A 20,196-nucleotide genomic window follows, 5' to 3' on the forward strand; every position below is an offset into this window, starting at 1 on the left:
CTAACAAGCGTACTTCGTATAACGGCCATTATGTTAAATGGGGTTGAGTTTATAGCTAGCCTATGGATTTGCTAGCATGCATTCCTTATATACAAGGTTTCTATAATCATTTATGGCTTTCGTTTTCATTTTTTTATTCTCATATAATTCTTTCTCAAAAACTTCTTGCGTAAACATTGCAGTTAAGCCGCTTTCATCTGCTAAACGATAACGATCTTTTTCATTATTGCTTTCCTCACTCTCGATTCTTAGCTTCTGAACTTCCGCCATCAATTGCGCTTTTGAAGCACCACTCTGTCTTTTGCTCATTACATCTTTAGCTAAGTTGGCCAGAATATTACAACTATCATTTACAGTTGCATATGCTTGAGAGGAAAGTAAAAAAATTAAAAATAAAACAATTTTCCAAGTCATATTTAACCTAATTTATAATGGATATTAGAATTAATCTTACGAATATTAAAGTATAAAACCCCAATATCTAATTTTTTAATACTTTCTGTCTTATCGGAAAATATTTAATTTTTATAAAATCAACATAATACGGATTATGGAAAACATTTTAAAATCATTGCCTTATTGTGAATATAAAAGCCCAATCTGCTGTGACTGGGTTTTGTCCTATTCCGCGTTTAATATTCACTCACTGTTCCAAGTTTTGAATTAGGCAAATTGAACAAAAAGGCCTTATTTCCCTAGAATCATTTCCAGCACCAGCTTGGAGCCGATAAAGCCGACCGCCAGCAAGAAAAAGCCGATTAAGGTAAAGCGGATGGCTTTCTGGCCGCGCCAGCCAAACTGGTAATGGCCAATCAGCAGCGCGCCGTATACAAACCAGGAAATAATGCTGAAAGCGGTTTTATGCGCCAAATGCTGGGCAAAGAAGTCATCAATCGTCAGGAAGCCGAAGCCCAAAGCCACAGTCAGCAGGGCAAAGCCGGCAATCAGCATGTCAAACAGCAAGGATTCCATGGCCTGAAAAGGCGGCAGCAGATTGACCCAAACCCGGCGCTTTTGCTTATTTTTCAGCTCGCGGTCCTGAAACCACAGCAGCACCGCATGAATGGTCGCCATCAGCAGCACGGCATAGGCGGACAAAGACAGAATAATATGGATGTCCAAGCCCAGCGAATTCCGGGAAATAAACAGATCATGCTTGCTGAACGCAAAGCCCATAATCAGGCCGGCGGCGGCCACAGGAATGCCGATTAACGCCAGCGGAAGCACCGGCCGGTAGGTGCTGAACAGAATGCTCAGCAGCAGCATCAGGCCTGAAGTGAATGACATAATATTGAAAACATTATAGTTAACGCCCACCGGCGTCAGCATGTCGCTGTACAGCACGCCGGCATGCAGCAGCAGGCCCAAACTTAACACCACGCCGACAAACCAGTGGTTCGGTACACGCTTAGACATTAAATTCATAAACAAATACCAGAAAGACGTGGTATAAGCGATTAATGCTAAAATTGTGTAGACCAAGGGCAGGCTAATCATGTCAAACCTTTTTCAGGATGATGAAAATTCATTGATGTAAATTCGATGCGAACTACAGTATCCTATAGCATTCTATGCATAAATTTTCTATTTTAAGAAAGATTTTTTTGCTATTGGCTATTTTAAGCGGATTTTGCAATGTTTGATACCTTAACAGAACGACTCACGCAGAGTTTAAGAAATGTTACTGGCTCAGGGCAGCTAACCGAAGACAATATTAAAGATACGTTACGTGAAGTACGTATGGCACTTCTTGAAGCCGATGTGGCGTTGCCTGTAACTCGTGAGTTTATCGCGAAAGTTAAGGAAGAGGCATTGGGCCAAGAAGTGATGACTCAGTTATCGCCTGGCCAAGCGTTCGTTAAAATTGTGCATGACGAACTGACCAAAATGATGGGCGAGGCCAATGAAAGCCTTGACCTGGCAGCCAAGCCGCCTGTGGTTGTGCTGCTTGCCGGCCTGCAGGGCGCAGGTAAAACCACCACTGCAGCCAAGCTTGCGCGCTTCCTGCAAGAGCGCCAAAAGAAAAAAGTGGCGATGGTGTCTGCCGACGTTTACCGTCCGGCAGCCATCAAGCAGCTGCAGACGGTAGCCGGTGAAGTCGGCGCGATTTTCTTTGAATCCAGCGCAGACGAAAAGCCGATTGCCATTGCAAACCGCGCCATTGAACAGGCGAAAATCCAGTTTGCCGATGTCTTGATTGTCGATACCGCAGGCCGCCTGCATGTCGATGATGAGATGATGGACGAGATCAAAGAGCTTCACGCGGCGATTAAGCCGACTGAAACTTTGTTCGTGGTCGATGCCATGACCGGCCAGGATGCCGCTAATACAGCCAAAGCCTTCAATGACGCTTTGCCTTTAACTGGCGTGATCCTGACCAAAACTGACGGCGATGCGCGCGGCGGCGCGGCGCTTTCAGTCCGCGCCATTACCGGCAAGCCGATTAAATTCTTGGGTATGGGCGAAAAGCTCGATGCTCTGGAGCCATTCCATCCTGAACGTATCGCGCAGCGTATTTTGGGCATGGGTGACGTGCTGTCTTTGGTCGAAGAAGTTGAACGCAAAATCGACAAAGAAAAAGCCGAAAAAATGGCGAAAAAACTGCAGAAAGGCGGCAGCTTCACTTTTGAAGACATGCTGATGCAGTTTGAGCAGATGAACAAAATGGGCGGCATGATGGGCTTCCTGGACAAGCTGCCGGGCATGAGCAATGCCGGCATTCAGGATGCGATTGCGCAGGCCAACCCAGAGAAGCAGGTCAAAAAGATGGAAGCGATCATCCAGTCGATGACCGTCAAGGAGCGCCGCAATCCTGACCTGATGAACCCGAGCCGCAAGAAGCGCATTGCAGCCGGCTGCGGCATGGACGTGGTTGAAGTCAATAAGCTGATTAAGCAGCATGCACAAATGGCGAAAATGATGAAGAAGTTTGCCAATCCTTCAGGCATGGCCAAAATGATGAAATCATTGGGCAATATGCAGAAGCAGTTTGGCGGCGGCAGCATGGGCCCGCTGTTCGGCAGTAAAGATCCGAAATAAGGGTTTATCGGTAAAAAAAGCGCGTTCAGCGCTTTTTTTACGCCTAAAGGCTGTAAAAGCTTTACAGGCTGGCGGGGATGGCGCAGGATGAAATCATTCAATGGCGCCATGCCTTTGCAGTTGCGGGCGCCGCCTCTGCTGAGTACGGAAATTGAAGGCTTGAATAACTTGGGCCGCCGCGCAGGCCGGGCACCGCTTTTGGCGCAGCGCAGCGAATGTTGAAAACAGCAATTATAAGAACAACAGCGCAATGAATAGTCCAGATGCTAAAAAAATCTACATCGTACATGGCTATAAAGCCTCGCCGAATGACCACTGGTTTCCGTGGCTCAGCCGCAAGCTGCAGCTGGCGGGGCATTTTTCCAAGCGCGTGATGCTGGCGCAGTCCAGCCAGCCGGACTTTGAGGCATGGCAGAAATTCCTGGCGCTGCAGATTCCTGAGCTGGATGAGGACACCATTATTGTCGCGCATAGCCTCGGCTGCCTGGCGGCGCTGCATTATTTGAACCAGCGCTTTCAGGCCGCCGGCGGAAGCATTAAGGCCGGCATTTTCGCGGCCGGCTTTAAGGCGCCATTGCCCGGCGCGCCGGAACTGAATCCATTCATCCATCAGGCGCGGCTGGACAGCGCCGCGCTGCAGCATCACATGCCGCTGGCGTTCAGCCTGCTGTCATCCAATGATCCGGTTGTGCCGCCGCCGCTGACCCTGCAGCTGGGGCATTTTTTAAATGCGCAAACCTATGAGGTGAAGCAGGCCGGGCACTTTATGCGCGGGGATGGCTATGCCGAATTTCATGAGGTGTGGGAATTGATCAAGCCTTTATTGAGCGCATGAAAAAAGCGCGCAACGGGGCTGAGCGCTTTCAGGTCTGAAAACTAACCACTTAAAATCCGGTGGCTAAGCTTTTGCCGCCGCATTGGCATGGGCGGAATAATGCTGCAGGCCCAGCAGCAGCAGATCCGGCTCAATGACGGGCGCATAAGCCTGCAAATGCTTGGCGAACAGCTGCGCATCGCCTCCGGTCAGAATCAGCTGGCGCGGCGACTGCTGCAGCACTTTTTCAATGGTGCTGGCCAAGCCCAGCAGGATGCCGTGATGCACTGCATCAATGGTATTGCGCCCTGGGCTTAAGTCATCAAAAGCAGCATCGGGGATTTTAATGCCTTTGGTGTTCTGAATCAGCGAGTCGCGCTGCAGGTATAAATTCGGCAGAATATAGCCACCCAGATGCTGCAGGCCATCCGCCAAGTCGATGGTCAATGCGGTGCCGCAGCTGATGATGCAGTATTTCTGCGCCGGCTGCCGAGCCGCCGCCAGCACCTGCAGCCAGCGGTCAATGCCCAGCTGCGCCGGCGCGTCATAGCCGCATTTCAGGCCGGCATATTCGGCATGCACTTTGGCAAAAACCACAGGAATATTCAGGCGCCTGAGGATTTTCTGAATGCGCTCATTGCTTTTGGCGTCCTGCACAGAAGACACGCCGGCTTTCTGCAGCTTCAGCGCTTTAAAATGCTGGATCAGGCCCAGCAGCAGGTCAGCAGGCGACTGCAGGTGCAGCTCGGCAGCCTGTTCAATGACCTGACCATTTTCCGTAATCCAGTATTTCAGGCGGGTGTTGCCGATATCGAGCCATAGATTTTTCATTGGGTTACTCTTGAATTCATCACTCGCTGGATGCGCTGGCGCGGCGCAGGCGCCCCTGGAAGAAATGCTCTATGCCGCGTTCAGAGGAAATTTCCACCGCGCCGTCATTGCGGATGCCGAGGAAAATGCCCCGGCTTAAGCCCTGCAGGTGCTCAATTTCCACCGCTTCATCTTTAAACGCCGCGCAGTGATTGAAGCGGGCCGCTAAATTGCAGCTGTCATGGCTGAACCATTCGCCCGCCTGCTGAATGGCAAGGTACAGTTCAGCCGTCAGCTGAATGCGGTCAAACTGCGCCAGGCCCAGCTCGGTTAAAGAGGTGGCTGCCTGATCAATGCCTTCTTTAGGCACAGGCAGCGCGTTCAGGCCAACGCCGACTACGGCCTGATGCGCATTCAGCGGCTCGATTAAAATCCCGCCCCATTTGCCATGCCTGCTGTACAGGTCATTTGGCCATTTGACCTGCAGCTCTAAGTCGCGCAGGCTCGGCATTTGCAGGATATTTAACGCAATTTCCAGCGCCAGGCGCCCATCTATGGGTGTGCGGATATTCAGCAGTGTGCTTAAATAGACATTGCCTTCAGGCGAAACCCATTTGCGCTGGCGCTGTCCGCGGCCCTGCGTCTGCCGGCCGCTGGCCACGAGCACCTGCTGCACGCCCTTGAGCGCAATTTCACGCACATCATCATTGGTCGATGCGGTAACCGGTTTTAAAAGCAGCACTTCAGGAAGCTGATGGGCCTGGCTGAGAATCTGCTGCAGTAAGCGTGTCTCTAAATCCATTTGAATCTGAGAATTGTGGAAGAATGTTGATGGAGTTAATCATATATTTGCTGATTGGCGCAATCGCTGGTTTTACCGCGGGGCTGTTTGGCGTCGGCGGCGGCTTAATTATTGTGCCTATCCTGTATGTTGTTTTCAGCCAGCTGAATTATGATCCGTCGGTGATCATGCACATGGCGGTGGGCACATCTTTGGCCACCATTATTGTCACTTCCATCAGTTCTGTCAGCGCGCATCATAAAAGAGGCGCCGTGCTGTGGCCTGTGTTCCGCAATCTGGCGCCGGGCTTGCTGGCCGGCTCATTTCTTGGCGCAGGCATTGCGGACGCGATTTCGGGGCAGGGCCTGCAGCTGCTGATCGGCTGCTTTGCGGTATGGGTGGCGTTTAAAATGTTCAGGGGCGCAGGCGTTCCTGTTGACCCGAAGCGACATTTGCCTTCTGCGCCAATGCAGCTGGCGGCCGGCGGCGGCATCGGCATTGCCTCGGCGATTTTCGGCATCGGCGGCGGCAGCCTGACCGTGCCTTACCTGAACCGCAGCGGCGTGGTGATGCAGAAAGCGGTGGCGACTTCGGCGGCCTGCGGCTTGCCGATTGCGCTTGCCGGCGCGCTCGGCTTCATGTGGTTCGGCAAGCAGGCTGAGGTCGCTGTGCCCAATACCATTGGCTATGTGCATATTTATGCCTTCATCGGCATCAGCGTGATGAGCTTCATTACCGCAAAGCTGGGGGCAAAAGTGGCGCATCTGCTGTCGCCGGCGATGCTGAAAAGATGCTTCGCCTGCCTGCTGACCGTGGTCGGCAGCTACTTTATTTATCAGGGCGCCAGCCCGCTGCTGTTCGGCTGAGGCAGCGGCTGCGCCTGAAAATTGGCTTTGCAGACGCAAGATTGTCTGACAATGTCATATTCAATTGCTTTAAAAACCGTTTAAATTGCTTGCAGATTCGCAGAAATCTAAATATTGCATTATTAATAAAAACAAGACGGGAACAGCATGCAGCAGCACGAAGCGGACAGTTTGTCAGAACAAATCGCCAGGCATATCAGCGAGCAGATTATCCGCGGTGAGCTGGTGGAGGGCGAGCGCATTCAGGAATTGCGCATCGCATCTGAGCTGGATGTCAGCCGCGGTTCGGTGCGTGAAGCGCTGCTGATTTTAGAGCGCACCCAGCTGATTGAAATTTTTCCGCGCCGCGGCGCCATTGTTGCGGAAATGTCCGCGCTGCAGGTGCGTTCGCTGTTTGACATGGCCGCGCTGCTGCTGGGGCAGATTGTGCACCGCATGGCGGAAACCTGGCGCAGCCATGAAGCCGAGCGCATTCAGCTATTATTAGAGCAGCTGGAGGCGGAAACCCGCCAAGGCCATACCGAAAAGTTTTATGATCTGATCTTTCAAAGCATGGCGCGCCAGCATGAGATGGTCGGCAACCCGTACCTGATGCGCTATTATCAGGAGCTGCTGCCTTCGCTGCGCCGCAGCTACTTTCTGACGCTGAATATTTCGCGCCGCGAGCTGCAGGAATCTTCCGAGCTGTTTAAGCTGGTGACGGATGCAGTTTTAATCCGCAAGCCGCAGCAGGCGGCTTTATTTATGGAAGATTTTTGTCGACACTTGCGCAACCTTGTGTTGGAATCTCTGGCACGGATGAAACAAATTGAACTCGCGTGGGCTCGGCGCTCACGGCGTTAATCAGGACACTATGCGTTTAAGCAGTTTAAAACTTTCCGGCTTCAAATCGTTTGCCGACAGCACCACTTTGCACTTTAAAGACCGCCGCACCGCTGTGGTTGGCCCGAACGGCTGCGGCAAATCCAATGTGATTGACGCCATCCGCTGGGTGATGGGCGAATCCAGCGCGCGCCAGCTGCGCGGCGGCAGCATGCAGGACGTGATTTTTACCGGCACCGCCAAGCGCAAGCCGGTGGGCGCGGCCAGCGTGGAGCTGCGCTTTGACAACACCTGCGGCAAACTGGGCGGCGCCTATAATGCCTACAATGAGCTGGCTGTGCGCCGGCAGGTCAGCCGCGACGGCAAATCTGAATATTTCCTCAACGGCGCAAAATGCCGGCGCCGCGATATTACCGATATTTTCCTCGGCACAGGCTTAGGCCCGCGTTCCTATTCAATTATTGAACAGGGCATGATCAACCGCCTGGTGGACGCCAAGCCGGAAGAAATGCGGGTGTTTATTGAAGAAGCTGCCGGCGTTTCGCGCTATCAGGCGCGGCGCCGTGAAACCAATCAGCATCTGGAGCATACCGCGCAGAATTTATCCCGCCTGGAGGATATTGCCTCAGAGCTGAAGTCGCAGCTGAAAAGCTTAAAGCGCCAGTCAGAAACGGCGGTGCAGTATAAGGAATTGGAAAAAACCATCCGCAGCATCAAAATTGAAGTGCTGTCTTTCCACTGCGGGCAAAGCGCGCGCCTGCAGCAGGAATACACTGTGCAGATGAATGCGCTGGGGGAAAGCTTCAAGCTGGTGCGTTCCGAACTGAACACCTTGGAGCATGACATCACATCGACCAGTGAACTGTTTCAGCGCCTGATTCAGCAGTCCACGCCCTTGCAGAATGAATGGCAGCAGGCGGAAAAAAAGCTGGCTGAACTGAAAATGACGCTGGAGCAGAAGCAAAGCCTGTTTGCGCAGAACGCTGAAAGCCTGATTCAGCTGGAACAGCAGAAAGCCCAAGCCAAGGAGCGCCTGCAGCTGATAGAGCTGCAGCTGGAAACGCTGCTGCAGCAGCTGGATGAAAGCAATGGCCAGCTGCAGCAGCAGGAAAGCCAAAGCCAGCAGCGCGCTCAGCGCTTAAGTGATCTCAAGGCGCAGCATGCCAATGCGCAGCAGCAGTTTGAGCAGGTGAAAGCGCAGGTGGAAAAGCAGCAGCAGCAGAAAATGCAGATGCTGGCGCAAAGCGAACAGCTGAGCAAGAACATCGGCCGCTTGGAACAGCAGAAAGATACGCTGAAACAGCAGTCTGCCCAGATTTTGCATCATGGGCAGCAGGATGAACTGGAACAGCTGGAGCAGCAAGCCGAATTGCGCGCCAGCATAGCTGCGCAGGAACAGCAATTGGCTGCGCTGAAGCAGCAGCTGGAGCAGCGCAGCGAGCAGCAGGCGCAGCAGAAATCCGCCCTGCAGCAGCTGAAATCAGAAATTCAGGTGCTGCAGTCTGAACAGAAGAATTTGAATCAGCTGCTGATCAAGGCCAGCCCGAAAGCGCAGGCCGGCACCGTGCGCCTGATGCAGGCGCTGCAGCTGACGGAGCAGGGCAAGGCGCATGCTGCCTTAATTGAAAAATTCCTGGCCAAATGGCTGCATGCGCAGGTGCTGGACGGCGCAGACGATTTTCAGGACAGTATGGCGCGCCAAATCAAAGCTCAGGCCAAAGCGGAAAAAATCGCCTTGCCTCAGCTGGCGTGTTTGGCTGACTGGATTGAAGCGCCTCATTCTTCTTTGTGGCTGCAGGCCGCAGTTGCGGACAGCCTGCAAAAGGCCTTGCCTCTGCAGGGGCAGCTGCAGGCCGGGCAGTCGATTCTGAGCTTGGACGGCTATCATCTGGGCCCAGACTGGGTGATTGGCCTGCACTATGACGAAGACAGCCAGGCGGCTCAGGGCGCATTAAGCCACCGCATCCGCCTGGGTGAAATTGAACAGGCTTTGGCGGAAAAGCTGCCGCTGCTGGAACAGGCGGAACTGTCGCAGCCGGCGCTGCTGCATCAGCTGCAGGAGGCGCAACAGTCTTTGCAGGCCGGGCAGGCGCACCTGAAGCATCTGCAGCAGGCGCTGCAGCAGGCGGATGTCAGCATTGCCAAAGCGCAAAGCGCCTCTCAGGCCTTTGCCGTGCAGCGGCGCCAGCTGCATGATCAGCTGATGCAGGCCGACGCGCAGCTGGAAGAAGACGCGATGCAGAAAGACGATTTGGAAATTGACCTGCATGCCTTGAACATGAAGCTGGAACAGGCGCTGCCGAACTATAAAACCCTGCAGTTTCAGCTAGAGGAGCTGACCGGGCAGTGGGAAGATGGGCAGCAAAAGCTGCAGCAGGGGCAGCAGGAGCTGGAGATGATCCGCCGGCAGGCGCTGCAGGCCAGTCAGCAGATTGAGCTGCTGGAGAAAGACCGCGCGTTTTTAAAGGCGCAGCAGCAGCAGATTATGGCGCAAATCGAGCAGGCGGGGAAATTTGCCGACCCGGCGCAGCTGGAACTGCCGAGCCTGCAGTCGCAGCATGCGCAGCAGTCGGAAATTACTGAAAAGCTGCAAAAGCAATGGACTGAATGGCAGCAGGAGCTGAACAGCGTGCAGACCCGGCAGCGCGAGCTGACCGACAGCCGCCACAGCCAGCAGCAGCGGGACGAAAAGCTGCGGACTGAGCTGGAAGAAAAGCGCCTGGCATGGCAGGCTGCCAAGTCAGACCTGCAGCATTACACTGAACAGCTGAAAGAAATGAACAGCGAAATGCTGACCGGGCTGCAGATTGACGTTGCAGCCCATCAGCAGAAACTGGAAAAAGCCCAGCAGCAGTTTGATAAACTGGGCGCGGTCAATCTGGCCGCTTCGGAAGAATATGAAGAAGTTTCGAAGCGCCATGCAGAGCTGAGCCATCAGATTGCAGACTTGGAAAAAACGGTAGACCAGCTGCAGTCCGCAATGAAAAGCATTGATCAGGAAACCCGCAGGCTGTTTATGGCGACCTTTGATCAGGTTAATGCCGAGCTGCAGCAGCTGTTTCCGAAGGTATTTAACGGCGGCGAAGCCAGCCTGAGCCTTGAAGACGGCTGGCAATCGGGAGTAAAGCTGATGGCGCGCCCGCCGGGCAAGCGCAACAGTTCTCTGGCGCTGCTGTCCGGCGGTGAAAAGGCCCTGACGGCTTTGGCTTTGGTGTTTGCGATTTTCAGATTGAACCCGGCGCCTTTCTGCGTGCTGGATGAAGTAGATGCGCCTCTGGACGATGCAAATGTGGGGCGTTTCTGTAATTTAGTAAAAGAGCTTTCTGAACAGGTTCAATTCATTTACATTACACATAACAAACTGGCGATGACCATGGCGACTGACCTGCTCGGTGTGACCATGCCGGAACCGGGAACCTCAAAATTAGTGACTGTGAATTTAGAACAGGCAAAAGAATACGGCTTAGCTGCGGAGTCATAACATGGAAATCACTACAATCGTCGGGATTGCTGCTGCGGTCATTTTGATCTTGGCGGGCTTGAAGCTGCTGCTGAAAAAGCCGGCAGATGCGGCGCCTTCGCTGGATACCGACCTGCATATCGACCCGGACAGCCAGCAGCCGGTTATTCCGCGCCATGTGCGCAGCCAGCTGAATGCGCCGGAACAGCCGGATCAGCGGACTGAGCCTGCTTTAGCGCAGCCGGCGGACTCAGCGGCGGAAGCCGCAGCGCCTGCTGATCAAGTTGAAGCAGTTGCCGCAGCAGAAGATGCGCCTGAAGCGCCAAAAACCGCGGAACAGCCGGCGGCGCAGGCCGAAGCCCCAGTCGCTGCAGCCTCAGCCGCAGAAAAGCCGGCCGGCGCGGCTGCGGAAAAAGCCGCTCAGGAACTCAGCCTGAATCAGATTGAAAAAGCTGAAATCAGCGAATTTGAAGATGAAAGCAATATTTTAGATGCGCATCTGTATGAGCAGAAGCTGGTGGATGATGAAAGCGCATTGGCTACGGCGGAAACCTATATTGCATTGAATGTCTACCCGGACAGCCGTGCGCTTTCCGGCGAAAAAGCCCTGAAAGTGCTGATGAAATACGGCCTGCGCTTTGGCGAAATGGCCTGCTTCCACCGCTACAGCGAAGACGGCAGCAAGCTGCTGTTCTCGGTGCTGCAGATCAGCAATGACGGCGCAGCGGCCGGCTTTGACCTGGAAACTTTATCCACTGAACAGGTGAAGGGCCTGGCGTTCTTTTTGGCCTTGCCGCACAGCGATGTGCAGATTGCCTTTGACACCATGGACAGCATTTCGCGCTTAATTGCGCGTGAAATTGAAGGCACGGTCTACGACCAGAACAATCAGGAATTTACCCCGCAGCTGCGCGAGCACTGGCGCCATCAGGCGATTGACTACCGCGCAGGCCAGGCGGCGGAAGCTTAGCATTGAAACTGAAGCTGCTGATTTTTATAATAGTGGCGGATTGAGAATTTTTTAAGGGCGGCCGGTTTACCGCCCTTTTTTATGGTGAAGATATGACACAGCAAAACACTGTTGTTGCGCAAATGCGCCAACTGATTCAGATTCTGGCCAAGCATAATCATGCTTACTATGTGATGGATCAGCCGACGATTTCCGACAGTGAATATGATCAGCTCTTTCACCAGCTGAAAGCATTGGAAGAGCAGCACCCGGATCTAGTGCAGCCGGATACGCCGACCCGGACAGTCGGCGGCAAGGCGCTGTCAAAATTTGAAAGCGTTACCCACGCCGTGCCGATGCTGTCTTTGGGCAATGTATTCAATCAGGAAGAGCTGTTCGCCTTTGCGCGCCGCGTTGAGGAGCGCCTGCCGAATCAGAAGATTGAATATGATGTCGAGCTGAAATTTGACGGCCTGGCGATTTCGCTGTGGTATGAGCATGGCGTGCTGGTGCGCGGTGTGACCCGCGGCGACGGCGAAACCGGCGAGGACATTACCCACAATGTCAAAACCATCCGCAATCTGCCGAAAGTGCTCAGCAGCGCAGCCATCGATGCGCCTGAACTGCTGGAAGTGCGCGGCGAAGTGCTGATGCCGAAAGCCGGCTTTGAAAAACTGAATGTGGAAAATGAAGCCAAAGGCGAAAAAACCTTCGCCAATCCGCGCAATGCCGCCGCCGGCAGCCTGCGCCAGCTCGATCCGGGCATTGCCGCAGCGCGCCCGCTGGCATTCTACGCTTACGGCATTGCGCAGTGCGAGCCGCATCATGGGCAGGCCAGCATGTCTGCCAGCCTGGAGTGGCTGACTCAGTTCGGCTTTGCGGTGGGGGAGCGGCATTTCATCTGCAGCAGCATTCAGGAAGTGCAGGCGGCCTATGAGCGGATTAATGCAGAACGCCCGGATTTAAGCGTGGAAATCGACGGCATGGTAATCAAGGTCAATGACCTGAAGCAGCAGCAGCAGCTGGGGTTCCTGAGCCGGGAACCGCGCTGGGCCACAGCCTATAAATTCCCTGCAGTGGCGGCGCTGACCACCGTGGACAATATTGACTGGCAGGTTGGCCGCACCGGCACCTTAACGCCTGTGGCGCGCTTGAACCCTGTGGCGGTGGGCGGCGTGACGGTGTCCAATGTCACGCTGCACAATATCGGCGAGATTCACCGTTTGGATGTGCGCATCGGCGATACCGTCAGCGTTTACCGCAGCGGCGATGTGATTCCTAAAGTTGAAAAGGTTTGGCCGGAATTCCGCCCTGACGATGCTGCTGAGGTGCATTTGCCTGAAAACTGCCCGGTATGCTCTTCGCCGGTGGTGATGCCGGAAGGCGAGGCCCTGGCGCGCTGTTCCGGCGGGCTGTACTGCGCGGCGCAGCGCATTGAGGCGATCCGCCACTATGTCTCGCGCAAGGCGATGGATATTGAAGGCTTAGGCGACCGCTGGGTGGAATCGCTGCTGCATTTAGACCTGCTGCAGGACGTTGCCGATATTTACAGCCTGCATGAGCACCGCGAGCAGATGCTGAGCATTGAAAAAATGGGCGAAAAGTCGGTGCAGAATTTGCTGGATGCGATTGAAAACAGCAAGAAAACCACGCTGGCGGCCTTCATTTACGCCTTAGGCATCCGCGGCGTCGGAGAAACCACCGCGCGCATGCTGGCCAATACCTTCCAGACTTTTGAGGCGCTGCGGGCAGCAGATCTTGAAGCCTTGAAGAAAACTCCTGATGTCGGAGACATTACCGCGGAATGGATTATTGACTTCTTTCAGGCGCCGCATAATCTGGAAGTGGTTGACCGCCTGCTGGCGGCCGGCATTCACTGGGATGTGCCGGTTGCGCCGACCCGCCAGCCGCTGAACGGCGAAAGCTGGGTGATTACCGGCACGCTCAGCACGATGGGCCGCGATGAAGCGACGCAGATGCTGCAGGCTTTAGGCGCGCGGGTCAGCGGCAGCGTGTCAAGCAAAACCAAATGCGTGGTGGCCGGTGAAAAAGCCGGCTCCAAGCTGGAAAAAGCGGAAAAGCTGGGAGTCCGGGTGATGACCGAAGCTGAGTTTCTGGAATTCGCACAGCAGTACTAAGCGCTAAGTGGATACATATAAATAAGCATGGAGGGCCTTAAAAGCCTTCATGCTTTTTATTTGCCTGCAATAACTCACAGGCACAGCTATGCAGATGTTCAGCTATCCGGCCTGAACGGATTTCACGCCATTTAGAAAAATAATACTCCGAATAGCTCATGCATGCGCCCGGCTTCAAGCAGGAAAAACTTTAACGTTCAAATTAAGCTTATGTAAATGAGATTAATTCTTGATAGTTTTTGAAGGTATTGATGAGTATAATAATTATTCTCATTTAATATTTAGAATTTTTTTGTTATGAAACAATTTCCAAAGTCCATATTGATGAAATCGATTTCTCTAGTTTTAATTGGCGGGGCATCACAGGTTTTATGGGCTGATACGACTTTGCCGACAATTACCGTGGAAGCAGCTGCAGAACAGCAGTCATATGCAAATGGGGCGCTGAAGGATAATGCGGACTTGGGAGCTTTAGGCAGCAAGAAAATTATCGATACGCCCTTTAGCGTTGCCGAATACAGCAGCAAGCTGATTGAAAATCAGCAGGCCTCTACGGTAGGCGAGGTCTTAAAAAATGATTCAAGTATCCGCATTACCACCGGTCAAGGGCATTTGAACGAGAATTTTTCCTTGCGCGGTTTTGATGTTATCCATGATGACATTGCCTTAAACGGCATGTATGGCATGGCGCCTTATGGCCGTGTCCCGACAGAGTTTCTGGATTCCGTCACCGTGCTGAAAGGCCCGAATGCGCTGGTTGCAGGCATGTCTCCTACGGGCGGCGTAGGCGGTGTTGTCATAGCCAATACTAAACGCGCAGATAAAGATAAAACGCAAGTTTCAGCATCTTTGGAAAATGGCGGCTATTACCAGTCTGGTTTTGATGTGTCACGCCGTTTCGGTGCTAATAAAGAGTTTGGCGTGCGTGTAAACGGCGCTTATGGTCAAGGCGAGCATATCCTGAAGGGTATGGATGATACCCATGCATCAGGCGCTATTGCAGCAGATTATACGACAGATAAATTGAAGCTGAATTTTGACGCTTATGCGGTGCGGGATGACCGTGAAGGCGGTTCGCCGGCAATGGTTGGCTTTCTATCCTGTGCTGGCGTAAAAGATCCGAAAAAATGCACTGCACCATTTGAGCTGATGAAAGCTCCAAAAGGCGATACCAACTATTTTTCTAGTCTTGAAGGGCATACCCGCAGCCAATTTACCGGATTATCAGGTGAATACAGCTTCACGCCTGATATAAAAGCAAGCGCTGGCGTTGGCTATGTGGAGAAAAAATACCGCGGCCATATTTTTGGAACACGTTTAATTGTCAATAATGCGAATACGGGCGATGCCAGCTCTCAATATTACCGTGTGGGAATGGATGAAAAGAATACCGCTGCAAATTTAGGCGTAGAAGGCAAATTTGAGACGGGCGCAGTCAAACACAAGGTGGGTCTGCGTGCAGACTACTTGACGCGCAAAACCAGCCAGCATAGCAATCAAGGCGCAAAGCCAGTTGATTTCAATACGAATCTATATAATCCAATAGCAAATGCAGGCAGTATGCCGGCGGAAAAGCCGGTTTTATCGCCGCTGCTGGACAATCAATATGTGAGTTACACGCTGACCGACCAGCTTTCTATGCTGGATGATAAGCTGCAATTGATTGTTGGCGTACGTTATCAGGATGTTGATACTAAGAACCTGCAGAAGAAAACGGAGTATCAGGAAGATAAAATCTCTCCAAGCTTAGGCGTGGTGGTTAAGCCTTTCGGCGAAAACCTCTCTCTTTATGCCAATTATGTAGAAGGCCTGTCTGAAGGCGCGACAGTCAATAATAACGCTGATGCGAATAACAATGTCACTTTTGCGCCATTTCAAACCAAGCAATATGAAATGGGCGCGAAATATCAAAAAGGCACATGGCTGAATACGCTGGCGGTTTATCAAATTGATAAGCCGGGTACTATGGTTTCAAGCTATTCGAACGGCGATCCTTTAAGTAAGATTACCCAAATTACCACAGATGGCGCAGAAACACGTTCACGCGGTGTGGAATGGGCATTCTCTGGTGAAATTTATTCAGGTCTGAATTTGCTGGGCAGCATGGCTTATATTGATGCCGAATATATTAAAGCCGCGCCAAAACAAGGCGCCGCAGTGCAGGGTAATACCGTATATGGCGTACCTGATTTTACAGCGACACTGGGCCTTGATTATGCTGTGCCGTATGTGCAGGGCTTGAATGTCAATGCGCGCGCAAACTATGTCAGCGAACAGTATTTAAATGACGCCAATACTCTAGAACTTCCTGACTATACTATTTTAGATCTGGGCGCGCGCTATGCCACGAAACTTGGCGGTGTGAATACAACTTTCTTGGCGAATATTGATAACGTAACAGATAAGCAATATTGGGAAGGCGCGTTTAATTCCGGCTATGCCTTAGTTGGCGGGCCGCGGACTTATAAAGTGGGGGTAACTTTCGATTTCTAAGCGGAAATACTCAAGCATTAAAAAAGGAAAAGCCACCCGAAAGCGGCTTTTCCCTTAAATCAAGGAATGTATTTTTTCACCACGCCGTCATCCAGCAGCTGCTGAAAATGCTCGGTAATGCTGGCGCGGATATCGCGGTATTCAATGCCTAATTCTTTGCGGCTTTTTTCTGCATTGAAATAAATCGGATAGCCCATATTGCGTTCAATATACTGGCGCGAATAGCCAAAAACCGGCCCTAAAATCTTAAATGCGGCTTTAGGCACATGATTGCGCGGAAAAGGAAATTTATTGCCGAAATGCCGGCGCAGAATTTTGCCCATTTCCAGCAGGCTGAGCGTGCCCCCGCTGACAATATAGCGCTCACTGGCTGCAGGGTTTAAAGCGGCCTGAATATGCGCATCGGCTGCGTCGCGGACATCCACAATGCCGTTCCACATGGGCGGCACGCCGGCAAGGGTCATGCCGTTGGCAAACTGCTGCAGCACTTCAACGCTGCCGGACTGGGTATTCGGCGTCAGGGATGGCCCCATCACCAATGCCGGGTTGATGCAGACCAGATCCCAGCGCTGCTGTGCATTGGCCATTTCCCATGCCTTGCGTTCCGCCATGACTTTAGAATACGGATAGGGCTGGTGGGTTTCCGAACTGGTGGTGTTCCAGTGCGATTCATCAAACTGATTATGGGCGGTATTTTCAATATCGACTGCATCGCCATAGGCGGACGCAATGCTGGAGGTCACAACAACGCGCTTGACGGATGCGGTTTTATTGACGCTGTTCAGCACATTTTCGGTGCCTAATACCGCAGGCTCAATAATGTCCTTTACCGCATCCTTGAAGTTGGTCACCACAAAAGGCGAGGCCATGTGAATTACCGTGCCGCAGCCCTGCATGGCGTCATCAAAAGAATCCGGGCTGAGCAGGTTGGCCTGAAAAAGCTTGAGCGTGCCGGAACTCTCGGCAGCAATTTTCTCTAAATGGGCAAAGCTGCTTTTTTTATTCAAATCGCGCACTGTCGCGTGCACAGTAAAGCCCTGCTGCAGTAGTTTCTGAATCACCCAGCCGGCAATATAGCCTGTCGCGCCCGTTACTAAAATCGGCGCTTGGCCTGATAAGTCCGTCATGTTTTAAACCGTTGTAGTTATTTAATTTATCTCATCATAAAGGCAAAACCGGCGCTTGTCTTTGACTGAATTGCGGCGCGCGGGCAGCAATAGGGCAATGCCGCAGCTCAGCGGGTTTTCCGCCAGCCTGTACTGCGCTGGCGGCCAGCGCCGCCGCTGAATAAGACGCATTGTTAATCGTTACAAAAAACCTGAATTTGCGGTTTTCCGGCCAATTGGCCTTTGCAGGCTGCGCAAAGTTATGCAAGGGCTTATTTTTTATGTAGAAATTGCTTGAAATTAGACTGCAAATGCGTATGTTTATCATTTAAATTTTATAAAAATCATAAGCTTACATAATTTAAGCTTTGCAAAGGCGGCCGGATTTGTCCATAATGCTGGAAAAGGGTATGGAGTAAAGAAAATGCGCGGCAATCCAGAAGTCGTAGACTACTTAAATATGTTGATCGGTGGCGAACTGGCTGCCCGTGATCAATACCTGATTCATTCCCGCATGTATGAAGACTGGGGCTTAAGCAAGATTTTTGAGCGCATTGACCATGAAATGCAGGAAGAAGCTTCGCATGCAGATGCCCTGATCCGCCGTGTTCTGTTCCTTGAAGGCACGCCGAACATGAACCGCGAAGATATTGTCACCGGTGAAGATGTGGTTTCTTGCCTGAAAGCGGATTTGGCGCTGGAATATCATGTGCGCGAAAAACTGGCGCAGGGCGTGAAGCTGTGCGAAGAAAAAGGCGATTACGTGACCCGCGATATGCTGCGCCAGCAGATGAATGATACTGAAGAAGACCATACTTACTGGCTGGAAAAGCAGCTGCGCCTGATCGAGCTGATTGGCCTGCAGAACTATATTCAATCTCAGATGTAAGCTGGCCGCTAAACGCGCCTGCGGAATGCATGCCTGATTTCTCCCTTACGGAAGGGCGCGGGCAGCATCCCTGAAAAAGCTCAGCAGCATGCTGGGCTTTTTTATTGCCTGATGTTTTAGTTCAGGCATCAGGCGCATTATTTTCTGGAAAATTTCTGAATATCGGCCAGAACCTGCCCGGCATGGGTTTGGCTGTTCACGCTGCTGTAGTGGTAGATAATGGTGCCTTGCGGATCAATTAAAAAGGTTTCCCGCTTGGCGATTTTAGCAATGCCGAAGTTGCGGACAATCCCGAATTGATCGGCCAATTGATGGTTATTGTCCGCCAGTATGGCAAAGGGCAATCCGAGCTTTTCAGAGAACTTCTGATGGGAAGGCACATCATCCAGGCTTACGCCCAGCACCGCAGCATTGTTTTTCAGAAACTGCGGATACAGCGTTTTGAACTGGTTGGCTTCCTGCGTGCAGCCGGGAGAATTGTCTTTCGGATAAAAATACAGAACTATCCATTTTCCCTTGTACTGCCTCAGTTCATGCCATTTGCCATTCTGATCCTGCAGTTTAAACGCCGGGGCAGTTTTGCCTACCCAGCGCTTTTGATCTGAATCAATTTTGGCAAACAGGGTGTTTTCAGCATGAAGGACGGGGCTGAAGATCAAGCCGGCGCTGATGGCCAAGAAGCCGAGGCGGAAGATTTTTTTCATTTTCATAAGATCCATTGCATTGTTTGCGTAGCCTGCAGCTGCTGAGTTTAGCAAGATTGCGCTCCGGCGCGGCGTGAATTTTTATTTAAATATGATCGGTTTATGTTATAAATTTTGATGCTGAAAATGAAAATTAAATCTAAGGGGGGATGCTATGGATGTCGGTGCAGTTTTGATTCAGTTAAAGCCGGATGCTTTAAGCAATGTTGAGGCATGGAAAGATGAGCTGAATGCGCGCAAGGCGGAGGCGGTTGAAACGCTGCAGGCGGAAGGCGTGCATGTGGAATCATGGTTTCATCTGCAGCTGGAAGGGCAGGATTATTTAATCGCTTATATGCGGGCGGAGGATATTGCGCGGGCGCAGCAGATTGGCCGAACCAGCCAATTCCCGATTGATCAGGTGCATAAGCAGTTTAAGCAGAATTGGCTGAAAGTAATGCCTGCAACATTGCTGCTGGACTTGGAGAATTGCTGATCTTTGCCATTGCAGCTTTTCGCAATAGCAAATTTCAGCCGGGTTTGCCTATACTAGGCGCAGGCTTTATTTTCAGAGTTTCTTGTGAAACAGCGTATTTTACTCATTACAGGCTGGGGCGGCGGCGCAAAACTGCTGGCGCCGCTGCAGCAGGCTTTGCAGCAGCAGGGCCATCATGTTGAATTGATCAATATCTTTAATGCGCTGGATGAAAAAGTCCTGCAGCAGCAGGTCAAAACAGCCAAAGACTTTGATGTGATTGCCGGCTGGTCTTTGGGCGGCCAGCTGGCGGCATTGCTGGCGGATCAAATTGCGAAGCAGTATTCTGAACACAAGGTTTTGATTACACTGGCATCCAATCCTTGCTTTGCAGCCAATGCTGAATGGCAGGATGCTATGGATCAGCCGGCATTCCAAAGCTTTAAACAGTCCTTCGAGCAGGATGCGGTTTCGACGCTGAAGAAATTCGGCTATATGGTCTGCCAGGGCACGCCAAGCACAAAACAGGATTTCCTGACGCTGCAAAGTTTGATTCAGGCGCAGAATTTAGAACTGCTAAAGCAGGGGCTGAACTGCCTTGAGCAGCTCAATACAGCGGATATCTTAAAAAATTATTCCGGAAGGCAGTATCATATTTTTGCCCAGCAGGACTTCTTAGTTAGCAGCAAAGTCGAAGCCAAACTTCAGGATTTCGGCGCCAAGTTGCTGGAAACGGAACTGCTCAGAGGGTCGCACGGCTTTCCCCTGTTTGATTCTGAATTGATAAGTTGCAAAATCTGCCAATATTTAAAGAAAATAGAACAAAGAAGCGCATAACTGGCTTATCTCGCAATTTATTTTTAGGCGATGC

General features: G+C 51.9%; 17 protein-coding genes. 11 read left to right on the top strand and 6 right to left on the bottom strand.

Translation table 11 applies throughout. The features are described from left to right. Window positions 1-60: 60 nt before the first annotated feature. Both BEN74_RS14345 and BEN74_RS14350 read right to left on the bottom strand, forming a co-directional pair. Window positions 61-414, bottom strand: a complete 354-nt coding sequence (locus tag BEN74_RS14345; RefSeq protein ID WP_068908462.1) for a hypothetical protein — start codon at window positions 412-414, stop codon at window positions 61-63. Window positions 415-687: 273 nt separating this feature from the next. After that, complete coding sequence (locus BEN74_RS14350) at window positions 688-1,497, bottom strand: cytochrome C assembly family protein (RefSeq protein WP_068908460.1); 810 nt, start codon at window positions 1,495-1,497, stop codon at window positions 688-690. Window positions 1,498-1,635: 138 nt separating this feature from the next. Between BEN74_RS14350 and ffh the strand changes: the two genes are divergently transcribed. Continuing rightward, window positions 1,636-3,039, top strand: a complete 1,404-nt coding sequence (gene ffh, locus BEN74_RS14355; RefSeq protein ID WP_068908458.1) for a signal recognition particle protein — start codon at window positions 1,636-1,638, stop codon at window positions 3,037-3,039. Window positions 3,040-3,289: 250 nt separating this feature from the next. Next, entirely contained in the window at window positions 3,290-3,874 is a 585-nt protein-coding gene (locus BEN74_RS14360; protein ID WP_068908455.1) for an RBBP9/YdeN family alpha/beta hydrolase, read from the top strand. Between the two features lie 63 nt (window positions 3,875-3,937). On the opposite strand, the gene BEN74_RS14365 is transcribed toward BEN74_RS14360, so the two are convergent. After that, window positions 3,938-4,684 carry a type III pantothenate kinase gene (locus BEN74_RS14365; RefSeq protein WP_068908453.1) on the bottom strand — a complete coding sequence of 249 codons (747 nt, stop codon included), beginning with the start codon at window positions 4,682-4,684 and terminating at the stop codon, window positions 3,938-3,940. A gap of 19 nt (window positions 4,685-4,703) precedes the next feature. Beyond that, window positions 4,704-5,465 carry a biotin--[acetyl-CoA-carboxylase] ligase gene (locus BEN74_RS14370; RefSeq protein ID WP_068908450.1) on the bottom strand — a complete coding sequence of 254 codons (762 nt, stop codon included), beginning with the start codon at window positions 5,463-5,465 and terminating at the stop codon, window positions 4,704-4,706. A gap of 29 nt (window positions 5,466-5,494) precedes the next feature. Between BEN74_RS14370 and BEN74_RS14375 the strand changes: the two genes are divergently transcribed. The 6 genes from BEN74_RS14375 to BEN74_RS14400 all read left to right on the top strand — a co-directional run bounded on the left by BEN74_RS14375 (window position 5,495) and on the right by BEN74_RS14400 (window position 16,172). Further along, window positions 5,495-6,310, top strand: a complete 816-nt coding sequence (locus BEN74_RS14375) for a sulfite exporter TauE/SafE family protein (RefSeq protein ID WP_068908448.1) — start codon at window positions 5,495-5,497, stop codon at window positions 6,308-6,310. A 147-nt stretch (window positions 6,311-6,457) separates the two neighbouring features. Then, entirely contained in the window at window positions 6,458-7,153 is a 696-nt protein-coding gene (locus tag BEN74_RS14380; RefSeq protein WP_068908446.1) for a GntR family transcriptional regulator, read from the top strand. Between the two features lie 10 nt (window positions 7,154-7,163). Then, window positions 7,164-10,613 (top strand): chromosome segregation protein SMC, encoded by a 3,450-nt coding sequence (gene smc / locus BEN74_RS14385; RefSeq protein WP_068908444.1) that lies wholly within the window; start codon window positions 7,164-7,166, stop codon window positions 10,611-10,613. Between the two features lies 1 nt (window position 10,614). Beyond that, complete coding sequence (locus tag BEN74_RS14390; RefSeq protein WP_068908441.1) at window positions 10,615-11,562, top strand: cell division protein ZipA C-terminal FtsZ-binding domain-containing protein; 948 nt, start codon at window positions 10,615-10,617, stop codon at window positions 11,560-11,562. A gap of 92 nt (window positions 11,563-11,654) precedes the next feature. Next, window positions 11,655-13,679 carry an NAD-dependent DNA ligase LigA gene (gene ligA / locus BEN74_RS14395; protein ID WP_068908439.1) on the top strand — a complete coding sequence of 675 codons (2,025 nt, stop codon included), beginning with the start codon at window positions 11,655-11,657 and terminating at the stop codon, window positions 13,677-13,679. A 297-nt stretch (window positions 13,680-13,976) separates the two neighbouring features. After that, entirely contained in the window at window positions 13,977-16,172 is a 2,196-nt protein-coding gene (locus tag BEN74_RS14400; protein WP_068908437.1) for a TonB-dependent receptor, read from the top strand. A 59-nt stretch (window positions 16,173-16,231) separates the two neighbouring features. Here the strand turns inward: BEN74_RS14400 and BEN74_RS14405 are convergent, their stop codons facing one another. Continuing rightward, the gene (locus BEN74_RS14405; protein WP_068908435.1) at window positions 16,232-17,299 is read right to left on the bottom strand and encodes an SDR family oxidoreductase; all 1,068 of its coding nucleotides are present in this window, start codon (window positions 17,297-17,299) and stop codon (window positions 16,232-16,234) included. A gap of 403 nt (window positions 17,300-17,702) precedes the next feature. Here BEN74_RS14405 and ftn point away from each other — a divergent pair, with 403 nt between their 5' ends. After that, window positions 17,703-18,167 carry a heteropolymeric bacterioferritin subunit Ftn gene (ftn, locus tag BEN74_RS14415; RefSeq protein ID WP_068908432.1) on the top strand — a complete coding sequence of 155 codons (465 nt, stop codon included), beginning with the start codon at window positions 17,703-17,705 and terminating at the stop codon, window positions 18,165-18,167. 137 nt (window positions 18,168-18,304) lie between these two features. Here ftn and BEN74_RS14420 read toward each other — a convergent pair whose 3' ends face one another. Next, on the bottom strand, window positions 18,305-18,877 hold the full coding sequence (locus BEN74_RS14420) for a peroxiredoxin (protein WP_068908430.1): 573 nt from the start codon (window positions 18,875-18,877) through the stop codon (window positions 18,305-18,307). 148 nt (window positions 18,878-19,025) lie between these two features. Here BEN74_RS14420 and BEN74_RS14425 point away from each other — a divergent pair, with 148 nt between their 5' ends. Together BEN74_RS14425 and BEN74_RS14430 are read left to right on the top strand one after the other, a co-directional pair. Continuing rightward, on the top strand, window positions 19,026-19,346 hold the full coding sequence (locus BEN74_RS14425; protein WP_068908428.1) for a DUF6176 family protein: 321 nt from the start codon (window positions 19,026-19,028) through the stop codon (window positions 19,344-19,346). Between the two features lie 84 nt (window positions 19,347-19,430). Next, entirely contained in the window at window positions 19,431-20,162 is a 732-nt protein-coding gene (locus BEN74_RS14430) for a YqiA/YcfP family alpha/beta fold hydrolase (protein ID WP_068908426.1), read from the top strand. The last annotated feature ends 34 nt before the right edge of the window (window positions 20,163-20,196 follow it).

The sequence above is a fragment of the Acinetobacter sp. WCHAc010034 genome (genome assembly GCF_001696615.3).
Taxonomy (GTDB): domain Bacteria; phylum Pseudomonadota; class Gammaproteobacteria; order Pseudomonadales; family Moraxellaceae; genus Acinetobacter.

What these genes read in the sequence shown, in the direction of transcription:
- ligA (WP_068908439.1), top strand. Translation starts at nt 11,655, where the DNA reads ATGACACAGCAAAACACTGTTGTTGCGCAAATGCGCCAACTGATTCAG.
- BEN74_RS14360 (WP_068908455.1), top strand. Translation starts at nt 3,290, where the DNA reads ATGAATAGTCCAGATGCTAAAAAAATCTACATCGTACATGGCTATAAA.
- BEN74_RS14370 (WP_068908450.1), bottom strand. Translation starts at nt 5,465, where the DNA reads ATGGATTTAGAGACACGCTTACTGCAGCAGATTCTCAGCCAGGCCCAT.
- ffh (WP_068908458.1), top strand. Translation starts at nt 1,636, where the DNA reads ATGTTTGATACCTTAACAGAACGACTCACGCAGAGTTTAAGAAATGTT.
- BEN74_RS14365 (WP_068908453.1), bottom strand. Translation starts at nt 4,684, where the DNA reads ATGAAAAATCTATGGCTCGATATCGGCAACACCCGCCTGAAATACTGG.
- BEN74_RS14375 (WP_068908448.1), top strand. Translation starts at nt 5,495, where the DNA reads ATGGAGTTAATCATATATTTGCTGATTGGCGCAATCGCTGGTTTTACC.
- BEN74_RS14345 (WP_068908462.1), bottom strand. Translation starts at nt 414, where the DNA reads ATGACTTGGAAAATTGTTTTATTTTTAATTTTTTTACTTTCCTCTCAA.
- BEN74_RS14420 (WP_068908430.1), bottom strand. Translation starts at nt 18,877, where the DNA reads ATGAAAATGAAAAAAATCTTCCGCCTCGGCTTCTTGGCCATCAGCGCC.
- BEN74_RS14400 (WP_068908437.1), top strand. Translation starts at nt 13,977, where the DNA reads ATGAAACAATTTCCAAAGTCCATATTGATGAAATCGATTTCTCTAGTT.
- smc (WP_068908444.1), top strand. Translation starts at nt 7,164, where the DNA reads ATGCGTTTAAGCAGTTTAAAACTTTCCGGCTTCAAATCGTTTGCCGAC.
- ftn (WP_068908432.1), top strand. Translation starts at nt 17,703, where the DNA reads ATGCGCGGCAATCCAGAAGTCGTAGACTACTTAAATATGTTGATCGGT.
- BEN74_RS14380 (WP_068908446.1), top strand. Translation starts at nt 6,458, where the DNA reads ATGCAGCAGCACGAAGCGGACAGTTTGTCAGAACAAATCGCCAGGCAT.
- BEN74_RS14350 (WP_068908460.1), bottom strand. Translation starts at nt 1,497, where the DNA reads ATGATTAGCCTGCCCTTGGTCTACACAATTTTAGCATTAATCGCTTAT.
- BEN74_RS14405 (WP_068908435.1), bottom strand. Translation starts at nt 17,299, where the DNA reads ATGACGGACTTATCAGGCCAAGCGCCGATTTTAGTAACGGGCGCGACA.
- BEN74_RS14390 (WP_068908441.1), top strand. Translation starts at nt 10,615, where the DNA reads ATGGAAATCACTACAATCGTCGGGATTGCTGCTGCGGTCATTTTGATC.
- BEN74_RS14425 (WP_068908428.1), top strand. Translation starts at nt 19,026, where the DNA reads ATGGATGTCGGTGCAGTTTTGATTCAGTTAAAGCCGGATGCTTTAAGC.